Origin of the sequence: Flavobacterium sp. FlaQc-47, assembly GCF_044006475.1 — a bacterium.
Classification (GTDB): domain Bacteria; phylum Bacteroidota; class Bacteroidia; order Flavobacteriales; family Flavobacteriaceae; genus Flavobacterium.
In genome coordinates, this window is sequence record NZ_JBIPCQ010000010.1 from 1 (window position 1) to 12,332 (window position 12,332).

Here is a 12,332-nt window from a genome sequence, read left to right on the forward strand (position 1 = left end):
AAAATCTAAAATCTAAAATCTAAAATCTAAAATCTAAAATCTAAAATCTAAAATCTAAAATCTAAAATCTAAAATCTAAAATCTAAAATCTAAAATCTAAAATCTAAAATCTAAAATCTAAAATCTATTTTCCCTTTCTGCGTTTACGTTCTGCTTTAATCATCGATAATTCGCGGCTTGTTTGACCAGCTACCGAAGTATTTTCTTCAGCGCGACGAATTAAGTATGGCATAACATCTTTTACAGGTCCAAAAGGCAAATATTTAGCCACATTATAACCGTTTTCGGCAAGATTGTAACTAATATTATCACTCATTCCGTATAGTTGTCCAAACCAGATTTTGTTATCGTTTTTGGCGATTCCTCTTTCCTGCATCATTTCCATCAATTTATAAGAACTTAATTCGTTATGAGTTCCTGCAAAAATGGACATAATCTCTAAATGCTCTAACATATAATGTACAGCAGCATCATAATTAATATCTGTAGCTTCTTTAGAAACACAAATTGGCGAAACATATCCTTTTTCTTCTGCTCTTTTGTTTTCTTTTTCCATGTAAGCGCCACGAACTAATTTCATTCCAATAAAAAATCCTTCATTTTTGGCCACTTCATGCAATTTTTTTAAATAATCCAAACGATCCCAACGGTACATTTGTAATGTATTAAAAACTATCGCTTTCTCTTTATTGTATTTACGCATCATTTCGGTAACTAAATCGTCAGCAGCATCTTGCATCCAGCTTTCTTCACCGTCAATCAATAAAGCAACATCTTTTTGGTGAGCAACACTGCAAACGTGATCAAAACGGGCTACTACTCTATCCCATTCTGCCTGTTCATCAGGAGTTAACGCTTGTTTTTCTCCTACCTTAGTATATAAATCAAAACGACCAAAACCTGTTGGTTTAAATACAGCAAACGGAATAGCTAATCTTTCCTTAGCAAATTCAACTGTTTTTAAAGTCATTTGTAAAGCAGCATCAAACTGTTCTTCTTCTTCTTTTCCTTCAACTGAATAATCGAGCACAGATGAAACACCTTTGGTAAACATTTTGTCAACCACTGTTATACAATCATTTTCGTTTACACCACCACAAAAATGGTCAAAAACAGTTGCACGAATCAATCCTTCTACAGGAAGTTTAGCTTTTATAGCAAAATTAGTAACAGCAGTTCCTATTCTTACTAAAGGCTGGCTGTCAATCATTTTAAAAAGAAAATAAGCTCTATCAAGTTCTGTATCGCTTTTTAACGAAAATGCAACTTGGGTGTTGTCGAATATTTTTTCCATTAAGGTCAGTTTTTTGTGCAAATATAGATAGAGTTTTAAATATTATTTACTAAAACGATGCCTATTTTTCAATATCGGTAATAATGATATGGAAAAACATAATGATTTTAGTGAAGTTTTGTTGCTTTGTTTCCTAAAACATTATCTTTTAAATGTTTTAAAGTATCCTGAATTAAACAACGGCAGTAGTGAATTTTTTATTGGCAAATATTATTTAATCAGTAATGATCGTATTTTTGGTTATTAAGTAAGAGTTTACTTTCTCTCCGTACTGATTCAGTTTTAAAAATAAATAAATGATCTAAATTCTAATTTAGAATCATTCATTTTTAAACAAATTAGAATAAAACTATGAATATTATTTAGTTAAAAATGCCTTATTTTGCGGTTATAATTAACTACAGAAATATGCAATCTATTCAAGCCAATAATTATCACGTACATTTTAATCAAAATGCTTACGAAGTCTTAAATAATCATTTGAAAGAAAATAAGTACTCTAATCTGTTTATTATAGTTGATAATGAGACAAATGAATATTGTTTGACAAAATTTTTACCTTTACTTGAAACTGATTTAACGATAGAAATTATTGAATTTGAATCAGGAGAAATCAATAAAAATATTGAAACCTGTATTGAAATCTGGAAAGTGCTTACTGAACTTGGTGCCGACAGAAAATCGCTTGTAATTAATCTTGGCGGTGGCGTTGTAACTGATTTAGGAGGTTTTGTAGCTTCGACTTTTAAGCGTGGAGTTGACTTTATAAATATTCCAACCACATTACTATCAATGGTTGATGCTTCTGTAGGAGGAAAAACCGGTGTTGACTTAGGAAATCTTAAAAACCAGATTGGTGTTATCAACGTTCCTCAAATGGTATTAATTGATACCGATTATCTTGAAACATTGCCTCAAAGTGAAATGCGTTCCGGTCTTGCCGAAATGCTAAAACATGGTTTAATTTATGATGCCGATTACTGGAAACAGTTTTTAGATCTAAAAGCAATTGATTTTGCCGACTTCGACGAATTAATTTATCGTTCTGTCGAAATTAAAAATGAAATCGTGATTCAGGATCCAACGGAGAAAAATATTCGCAAAGCATTGAATTTCGGACATACATTAGGGCACGCTATCGAAAGTTACTTTTTAGAAAGCGAAACTAAAAAAACATTATTGCATGGTGAAGCTATTGCGATAGGAATGATTTTAGAAAGTTATATATCTCTGCATAAAAACTTAATTACAGCAGAAGAATATGCTGAAATTAAAACAGCTATAAAAGGCATTTATGATGATGTAAAAATTGAAGAAAATGATATCGATCCGATCTTGGAATTACTCATTCATGACAAAAAAAATGAGTATGGTTTGATTCAATTTGCATTAATTGAAGGAATCGGAAAAATAAAAATTAACCAATCCGTTGAAAATAAATTGATTCTAGACGCGTTTCAAGATTATAAATCTTAAACTTTTTTTAATAAAAAGCTTTGCTTTAGGTATATATTATTTTTTACATTTGCCACAATGAAAACAAACAGAAAACAAAGACAATTCAGTTCTTATAGAAACCGACTCAATAGTTCCCTATTAAGAATATTGGATCGTTTTTATAATAGTAAAAGTCCGTTTTCTTGTGATGTTTTTTTATACTCAAAAGCAGAAAATGAAAAACTGCAAATTGTATTTGCGAATATTAGGGTTTGAATTTAAGATTTAGCACAGTTTTCTAAATTAAAAATGACAATCTTAAACATCGACTAAATGAATACAAAATATTCTGATCTAATTAATCAAACCTACTACTTTCCACAAGAGGAATTTAAATTAAACAAAGACAACTTACAATTTCACAATATCGATTTGATGAAATTAGTAGAACAATATGGTACACCATTAAAATTCACTTATTTACCACAGATTTCTGAAAATATCAATAAGGCTAAATCCTGGTTCAGAAAATCAATGGAAAAAAATAAGTATGATGCTAAATATTTTTACTGTTATTGTACAAAAAGTTCTCATTTTGAATATATTATGAATGAGGCTTTTAAAAATAACATTCATATTGAAACATCATCAGCTTTTGATGTGAATATTGTAGAGAATTTACTTGAAAATGGTAAAATCAATAAAAGTACTTATGTTATTTGCAACGGTTTTAAAAGAGATGAGTATATATCTAATATTGCACGATTAATTAATAACGGACATAAAAACACTATTCCGATTATTGATAATTATGAAGAACTGGATTTACTTCAGGCAGAAATCAAAGGAAAATTTAAAATTGGAATTCGTATTGCAGCCGAAGAAGAGCCTAAATTTGAATTTTATACGTCAAGATTAGGAATTGGATACAAGAATATAGTAGCTTTTTACAAGAAACAAATTCAGGAAAATGATAAATTAGAGCTTAAAATGCTTCACTTTTTCATTAATACCGGAATTAACGATACAGCATATTACTGGAATGAGTTAGTAAAATGTATCAAAGTATATATTGCACTTAAAAAAGAATGCCCTACTCTTGATGGCTTAAACATTGGTGGTGGTTTCCCAATTAAAAATTCTCTTGCATTCGAATACGATTATCAATACATGATTGATGAAATTATCAATCAGATCAAAATAGCATGCGACGAAGCCGAAGTTGATGTTCCTAATATCTTCACAGAATTTGGATCATTTACAGTAGGTGAAAGTGGTGGCGCCATCTATCAGATTTTATACCAAAAGCAACAAAATGATAGAGAAAAATGGAATATGATTGATTCATCATTCATTACGACTTTGCCGGATACATGGGCTATAAACAAACGTTTTATTATGCTGGCAGTAAATCGCTGGAATGATACATATGAGCGGGTTTTATTAGGAGGTTTGACTTGTGATAGTGACGATTATTACAATTCAGAGCAAAATATGAACGCCATTTATTTACCTAAGTACAACAAAGAAAAACCTTTGTATATTGGTTTCTTTAATACTGGTGCGTATCAGGAAACTATTGGAGGTTACGGTGGTTTACACCACTGTTTGATTCCGCAGCCTAAACATATTTTAATAGATCGTGACGAAAACGGTATTTTAGCTACTGAAGTTTTTTCAGAGCAGCAAACTTCTGATGATGTATTAAAGATTTTAGGATATACTAAAAAAGTATAAAAAAAAACCTGCAAAATAAAAGTTAATAACTATAAAATTATTAATTTGCAGTACCATCTAAAAGGTTAAACTTTTAATTCAAAAAAACAAAAAAACAAAAACAAAATGAAAGGACCAATCAGTCAGTTTATTGAAAAACATTATTTACACTTTAACTCTGCTTCACTTGTTGATGCAGCAAAAGCATACGAACAACAATTGGCAAACGGTGCTAAAATGATGGTAAGTATGGCCGGAGCTATGAGTACAGCAGAAATTGGTAAAATTTTTGCCGAAATAATCAGACAAGATAAAGTACAGATTATTTCATGTACAGGAGCCAATCTGGAAGAAGACATCATGAATTTAGTAGCACACTCTCACTATGAAAGAGTGCCTAATTATCGCGATTTAACGCCGGAAGATGAATGGGCTTTGCTTGAAAGAGGACTAAATCGTGTTACAGACACTTGTATTCCTGAGCATGAAGCGTTTCGTCGTTTACAAAAGCACATTTACAAAATCTGGAAAGATGCTGATGACAAAGGAGAACGTTATTTCCCGCATGAATTCATGTATAAAATGTTATTATCAGGCGTTTTAGAAGAATATTACGAGATAGATTTAAAAGATAGCTGGATGTATGCCGCTGCCGAGAAAAACTTACCTATTATTGTACCGGGATGGGAAGATAGTACGATGGGAAATATCTTTGCTTCATACGTAATCAAAGGAGATTTAAAAGCTTCTACGATGAAATCCGGAATTGAATATATGGTTTTCTTATCAGACTGGTATCCAAAAAATAGTGCTAACGGTATTGGATTTTTCCAAATTGGTGGTGGTATTGCAGGAGATTTCCCAATTTGTGTGGTACCAATGTTGTACCAGGATATGGAAATGCATGATATTCCGTTTTGGAGTTATTTCTGTCAGATTTCAGATTCGACAACCAGTTACGGATCATATTCAGGAGCTGTTCCAAACGAGAAAATTACTTGGGGTAAATTAGACATTAAAACCCCTAAATTTATTATTGAGTCGGATGCTACAATTGTTGCACCGTTAATTTTTGCTTACTTATTAGATTTATAGGATATTTATGAAAAGAGTTATAGTAGACTACGCTAAACTTACCAATGAAATTTTGAACCTTTTGGTTGAGAAATTTCCTGATGGTTATGATGATTCGGATGTAATCCGTTTTAGAAATGCTAAAAACGAATTGATCGAAGCTGTTGAAGTTCGTACTGAAGACACTATTTATTTAGTAAAAATTAGTACTAAACTTGCTGACAGAATCGAGAATTACGATGAAGATGATGATATCGACGTAGATGTTGATGTAATCGAACCAGTAAAAGGTCTTGATCTTGATGATGATATTGATGATGACGATGATGACGACAATCTGGATAAACCAGATATCGACGGTGGAGATGACGATGATGATGATGACAAAGATCCGGATGATATCGCTGACGAAGATGATGAAGACGATGAAGATTAATCTAAATCTTTCAAAATAAACTAAAGGAACTCCATTCGAGTTCCTTTTTTTATTAATTACAAAAAGTTTGAATATTTAAATATAAGAAAAATACTATATTTAATAAATTTGATTATATTTAGCTATCTATAAATATCAGCATAATGACTTCAGAAATTCTACACGCCAAATTAAAAGAAAATTTTGGATTTGAAAAATTCAGACCCAATCAGGAAACCATAATCAATACGATTCTTTCAGGTCAGGATACCTTGGCAATTATGCCTACTGGCGGAGGAAAGTCGATTTGTTTTCAGTTACCGGCCTTAGTTCTGCCAGGAATTACAATTGTTATTTCTCCTTTAATAGCCTTGATGAAAGATCAGGTGGATAGTTTAAAAACCAATGGAATTAATGCCTGCTATATAAATAGTAGTCAGACAAGTCAGGAACAGCAATTTTATATTGATAATTTAAAATCAAATAATTTCAAGCTTGTTTATATTGCTCCGGAAAGTCTATCTTATTTAGATGTTGTATTTAATGAGTTGACAGTCAGCTTGATTGCAATTGACGAAGCGCATTGTATTTCTTCATGGGGACATGATTTTCGTCCGGCGTACACTAATTTAGGATATCTAAAAAGTCGCTTCCCTTCTACTCCAGTTTTAGCTTTGACTGCAACGGCAGATAAAGCAACCCGAACTGATATTACAAAACAGCTAAAATTAAGAAATCCAAAAACTTTTGTAGCTTCTTTTGATCGAAAAAATCTAAGTCTGGAAGTTCGTCCGGCTTTAGATCGTGTCAAGCAAATTATTGATTTTGTAGAAAATAAACCCAATGAATCCGGAATAATTTACTGCTTGAGCAGAAAAACAACCGAAGAATTGGCTCTGAAATTGCAAAAAAATGGTGTTAAAGCAAAAGCTTATCACGCAGGTCTGGAAAATAAACTTCGTGCTAAAACACAAGATGAATTTATAAATGATGATTGTCAGGTAGTTTGTGCAACAATAGCATTTGGAATGGGAATTGATAAATCAAATGTTCGGTGGGTAATACATTATAATTTACCCAAAAATATCGAAGGTTATTATCAGGAAATTGGTCGTGCCGGTCGTGATGGATTGCCTGCAGAAACCGTTTTATTTGAAAGTTATGCCGATGTGATTCAGCTCCAGAAATTTGCTTCAGAAGGTTTGAACTCAGATGTTCAGTTGGCAAAACTCGAAAGAATGAAACAATATGCAGATGCTTTGAGCTGCAGACGAAAAATTCTGCTCTCCTACTTTGGCGAATTGGTAAAAGAGAATTGCGGAAACTGCGATATTTGCAAAAATCCTCCAACATTTTTTGATGGGACGATTCTCGCGCAAAAAGCATTGTCTGCAATTAGCCGCTTACAGGAATCTGAGCCTTTGGCGGTAATCGTAGATTTTTTAAGAGGCTCGAAAAACGCGTATATCTACGAAAAAAATTATCAAAGCTTAAAAACGTACGGAATTGGCGATGACATTTCATGGTATGATTGGAACCAATACCTGATTCAGCTTATAAATTTAGGCTATTGCGAAATTGCTTTTCATCAACACAATAAAATATTACTAACTCCTTTTGCCAGAAAAGTTTTGTTTGAAGGCGAAAAAGTAAAATTAAATACAGTTGTTAAAAAAGTAATTGATAAAAACGAAATCAAAGAAACAAAAACTAAAGCGGCAAAAAATTCTCTTTTTGAAATATTGAGAAAATTACGTTATGAAATTTCAAAAGATGAGGAAGTTCCTGCTTATGTAATTTTTAGCGATGCAGCTTTAAGACAAATGGAAACTTTGCGCCCAATGAGCGACGAAGAATTCCTGGCGATTGATGGTGTTGGAAAAGCAAAACTGGAAAAGTATGGTTCTGAATTTATTGATGCTATCGTTTATTATGAAAAAGTAAAAAAAGAAAATGCTAAGTCCAAACCTAAAAAAGAAGGAAACACCTATAAAACAACTTTAGAATTATTTCAAAGTGGAGTTTCTGTTGAAGAAATTGCCGAAAAACGAAATTTAGGTCATACAACAATTATCTCACATTTGGCCAAATTATATGTTGACGGAAATGATATTGAAATAAGTCAATTTGTTGGAGAAAAAGAAATTTCTGAATTGCAAAAAGCGCAAATCGAACTTGAATTTCCAACTGCATTGAAACCTTATTATGATTACTTTGAAGAAAAAATGTCTTACGATAAAATTAGATTTGGATTAGCTTTTCTTGAAAGGCACAAAAATGAAGATGAAAAGCTAAAAATTAAAGCTTATTCATTAGATGAGAAAAGATTAGAAAATCCTGAAGCCTATAAAAAATGGAGTTCAGGGGAAGATTCAGATCTTGTTCATAATTTTTATCTAGGAAAGAAAGTGAAAGAAATAGCGCTTTTGTTAGGAAGAAATGAAGGTGCAATAAACTCCAGATTGAAAAAATTAGAATTGAAAAAATAATTTTCTCGGTTTTTTTTTAAATTTTTGACGTGGTAGAAATTATAAATTATCTGTGAAATAAAAATCCTGTGAAAATAAACTTCACAGGATTTTTTATATGATAAAAAGACAAACTTACAAATATCGCTCTTCAAAAACTTTTTGATGATGTTTTTGATGACCAATTATGACAAAACCTAAAGCTCCAGCAGAAATTTGATGCGTTGATGCCGTTCCTGTTCTTTTAAGCTGCTCCTCAGATAAACTTTTATAAAACAATAAGGTTGAGTGTCTTACTGCAGAAAGTTCAGTCAATAAATCCTGAATACTCCTTTTGTCAGCTTCAGTATTATCTACATAATCATTTTCTTCAAATCCAGGCAATGCAGTTTTGTCATTTCTTGAAAAACGCAAAGCGCGATAAGCAAAAATACGTTCGCAATCAATCAAATGCTGAATGATCTCTTTAATAGTCCATTTTCCTTCTGCGTAACGGTAATCAAATTTATCAAGTGGAATATTTTGAACAAACCTGATGAAATCATGAAGAGAAATTTCTAACTCTTCGATTAAATTAACTTCTCCGGCTTCACGAACATAATTAGCAAAAGGACCGGAATATTCTGTTTCTGATAATTGACTTGAATTCATTTCTATGATTTTTACAATTTTTATACTACGTTCAAATTCTCTTAAGCTAATTTATGCCGAGTTTCTGCTTGCGTTAGTATTTCCGAAAAGAGATCTTGTAACAATTTTTTCGTATACTTTTACCAGTTCTTCATCGACTTCATTTTCTTTGTTCAATTCATTAATTCTCAACAAAGCATATTGTTGTATTGTTAACAATGGCAGTACAATACGCTCTCTTACCTGAATAGATGCTATACCATCAGGATAATTTTCCATTAAGGTTTTATGCCCAGCAATTTTCAGTAATAAACGCTTTGTCTCCTGAAATTCATCGAAGATAATTTGCCAGAATTCACCAAATTCAGGATCATTTCTCATGTATGCCGTTAGTGGTAAAAATGATTTTGCCAATGACATCATACTGTTTTCAAGCAACGTTTTAAAGAACAATGAATTGTGATACAAATCATGAATTTTGTCCCATTGATTCGTTTCTTCAAAATGTTTCAACGCAGTTCCAACTCCAAAGAATCCTGGTACGTTTTGTTTCAATTGACTCCACGATCCCACGAACGGAATCGCTCTTAAATCAGCAAAATCTAATGATTCAGATTTGCTTCTTTTTGACGGACGACTTCCTATATTTGTTTTAGAGTAATATTTTAACGTACTCATTTTTTCTAAATACGGAATAAATTTTGGGTGATTTTTGAAACTTAAATATTTTTCATAGCCTAAATCAGCTAATTGGGTCAAAATCTGAGTTTCATCTGCACTTAATTCATTTTTCTCTTTACTAAATACCTGATTTGTTACACCGGCAGTCAATAAATTTTCAATATTATAACGGCACGAATCTAAAGTCCCGAAATTTGAACTGATTGTTTGTCCCTGTACAGTAATCTGAATTTCGTTATTTTCAATTTTTGGTCCTAACGAGGCATAGAATTTATGCGTTTTTCCACCACCACGTGCAGGAGGTCCGCCACGTCCATCAAAGAAAATAACTTTAATGCCGTATTTTCTTGATATTTCAGTAAGAGCAATTTTTGCCTGATAAATACTCCAGTTTGCCATTAAATATCCACCATCTTTGGTTCCGTCAGAGAAACCTAACATAATAGTTTGCTTATTTCCCCTTTGTTTTAAGTGTTTAGAATATTCAGGATTGGTGTATAATTGTTCCATAATATGATGCGCACTTTGTAAATCATCAACAGATTCAAAAAGTGGAATAACATCAACACTCGGGTTTTCCCAATTGTTTAAACGAATCATTGCAAAAGTCTCCATAACATTCAGTGCACTTTCATTGTTACTAATAATGTAACGATTTGCACCAAATTCACCATTAGCTTTCTGAATGCTTTTAATAGCCTGAACAGATTCTAAAGTTAATCTTGTTATTTCATCCTCAAAGTCGGCAGGATTTAAATCTCCTTTTACTTTTGATAAAACAATTAATTTTTCATCTTCAGATAATTCAAAATAATTTTTAGGGAATATTTCAGAACCTGAATTCAAATAATGATTTACAACATCCTTAAAAACAACATTATGAATTTTGCTGTTTTGACGAATATCCAAAGTGGCAAAATGAAAGCCAAAAAGATTAATTTTTACCAAAAATGCTTCCAGTTCATCTAAATAAAGAGACTGATGCTTTTCTATAATGATATCACGAATAAGGTTTAATTGTGATAATAACTCTTCTAAAGTAATATAAATTTCCCCTTTAGAATAGAAAACAGAACGATAAAGTTTATGTTCAAGTTCAGATACCAAAGTATCTACACCTGAGAAGGTTAATTTACGTTTTAGATTTCTCATTTCAACATAATAACATTTCAAAATTGAGGTACGTAAACGTTCTGCAACTTTTAAGGTAATTTCAGTTGTAACAAACGGATTTCCATCACGATCTCCACCCGGCCAAAAACCAAGCTTGATTAATTTATTCTGAATGGCTTTTCCATGTAGAATATTTTTCTGCAAATAATGAACTATTTCTCCGGATGTAGCATAGAAAACATTCTCTAAATACCAAATCAAAGATACCGCTTCATCATAAGGATTTGGTTTTTCATTTTGTATAAAAGGAGTTTTTCCTAATTGAGCTAATAATTCTTTAATCTTTAATAAATCATTTGAACGAATTGCATCAGTCAAATCATTTATAATCCCTAAAACAGGTCCCGGATAAAATTGAGTTGGATGCGCTGTTAAAACAGTTCTTACATTGAAGTTTTCAAGGAATTCGATCAATTCACCGTCTTTTTCCTTAGCATCTGATTTTTCCTTAATATCACGTAAAGATCCACGGCCTTCCATGTTATTAACTTCAGGAAAAGCAGCATCTTCAATAGCATCAAATAATACAATCTGACGTTCTGTGTACTGAATAAATCGAAACATCAAATCAATTTTTTCTGCTTCGGAAGGGTTGTTTAAATATCTGTCAGAAAAGAAATTAAAAATTTCTTTCGGTGTTTCATGTTTTTTAAATCCTGTTTCGCAAGTTTCTGTAAATAAAGGAAGTAAGGCTCCCGTATTATCTATAGAATCAAAAGGTAAAGTTATAAATACACTATTATAAATGTGATATTTTGAGAGAACATCTTGATTAAAACGTTCTATTTTAGGCAACGTATACATAATCTATTGTAGTTGGTGGTTAATTAGTCATAAAAAAACCCCAAGAATAAACTTGAGGTTATATTTTAATATAGCATTCAAGAAAATATTACATATTTTTAAATATAGTATGCATCAAACGCTTCTTATCGTTTATACTTTCTTCTAATGAAATCATAGTTTCTGTTCTGTAAACACCTTCGATATCATCAATCATGAAGATAACCTCTTTTGCGTGTTTAGTATCTTTTGCTCTAATTTTGCAAAAAATATTGAATTTTCCTGTCGTTACAGAAGCTACTGTTACGAACGGGATTTGATTGATTCGCTCTAATACAAATTTAGTTTGAGACGTATTATTAAGGAATACACCAACATAAGCAATAAATGAATACCCTAATTTATCGTAATCTAAGGCTAGTGAAGATCCCATTATTATCCCGGCGTCCTCCATTTTTTTTACTCTAACATGCACTGTACCAGCAGATATCAATAGCTTTTTTGCAATGTCAGTAAACGGAACTCTCGTATTGTCTATTAACATATCTAAAATCTGGTGATCTACTTCATCTAAACGAAATTTACTCATAATTCTTTAATTAATATTACTAATTGCTATAACAAAGTATAAAAATATATATAAAAAACAACAAATTCACAT

10 protein-coding genes are annotated in these 12,332 nt (G+C 31.6%); 6 read left to right on the forward strand and 4 right to left on the reverse strand.

From position 1 onward, the window contains the following. Positions 1-124: 124 nt before the first annotated feature. A complete protein-coding gene (locus ACHRVX_RS22655; protein WP_395336587.1) occupies positions 125-1,294 on the reverse strand; it encodes a proline dehydrogenase family protein in 1,170 nt (389 codons plus the stop codon). Between the two features lie 408 nt (positions 1,295-1,702). Here ACHRVX_RS22655 and aroB point away from each other — a divergent pair, with 408 nt between their 5' ends. The 6 genes from aroB (at position 1,703) to recQ (ending at position 8,425) form a co-directional block, all read left to right on the forward strand. Next, on the forward strand, positions 1,703-2,770 hold the full coding sequence (aroB, locus tag ACHRVX_RS22660) for a 3-dehydroquinate synthase (RefSeq protein WP_395336589.1): 1,068 nt from the start codon (positions 1,703-1,705) through the stop codon (positions 2,768-2,770). Positions 2,771-2,827: 57 nt separating this feature from the next. Beyond that, a complete protein-coding gene (locus ACHRVX_RS22665; protein ID WP_395336591.1) occupies positions 2,828-3,007 on the forward strand; it encodes a hypothetical protein in 180 nt (59 codons plus the stop codon). 57 nt (positions 3,008-3,064) lie between these two features. After that, on the forward strand, positions 3,065-4,468 hold the full coding sequence (locus ACHRVX_RS22670; RefSeq protein WP_395336593.1) for an arginine decarboxylase: 1,404 nt from the start codon (positions 3,065-3,067) through the stop codon (positions 4,466-4,468). A 105-nt stretch (positions 4,469-4,573) separates the two neighbouring features. Next, complete coding sequence (locus ACHRVX_RS22675) at positions 4,574-5,542, forward strand: deoxyhypusine synthase family protein (protein WP_056253513.1); 969 nt, start codon at positions 4,574-4,576, stop codon at positions 5,540-5,542. Between the two features lie 7 nt (positions 5,543-5,549). Further along, positions 5,550-5,957, forward strand: a complete 408-nt coding sequence (locus tag ACHRVX_RS22680) for a DNA primase (RefSeq protein WP_395336595.1) — start codon at positions 5,550-5,552, stop codon at positions 5,955-5,957. Between the two features lie 143 nt (positions 5,958-6,100). Further along, positions 6,101-8,425, forward strand: coding sequence for a DNA helicase RecQ (gene recQ / locus ACHRVX_RS22685; RefSeq protein WP_395336597.1), 2,325 nt, complete (start codon positions 6,101-6,103; stop codon positions 8,423-8,425). A gap of 114 nt (positions 8,426-8,539) precedes the next feature. Here the strand turns inward: recQ and ACHRVX_RS22690 are convergent, their stop codons facing one another. The 3 genes from ACHRVX_RS22690 to ACHRVX_RS22700 form a co-directional block, all read right to left on the reverse strand. Then, positions 8,540-9,055: a DinB family protein gene (locus ACHRVX_RS22690; RefSeq protein ID WP_395336600.1), complete on the reverse strand. Its 516-nt coding sequence runs from the start codon at positions 9,053-9,055 to the stop codon at positions 8,540-8,542. A 51-nt stretch (positions 9,056-9,106) separates the two neighbouring features. Further along, positions 9,107-11,692: a phosphoenolpyruvate carboxylase gene (locus ACHRVX_RS22695; RefSeq protein WP_395336602.1), complete on the reverse strand. Its 2,586-nt coding sequence runs from the start codon at positions 11,690-11,692 to the stop codon at positions 9,107-9,109. Positions 11,693-11,780: 88 nt separating this feature from the next. Further along, positions 11,781-12,260, reverse strand: a complete 480-nt coding sequence (locus ACHRVX_RS22700) for an Lrp/AsnC family transcriptional regulator (protein ID WP_007805990.1) — start codon at positions 12,258-12,260, stop codon at positions 11,781-11,783. Between the last annotated feature and the right edge of the window lie 72 nt (positions 12,261-12,332).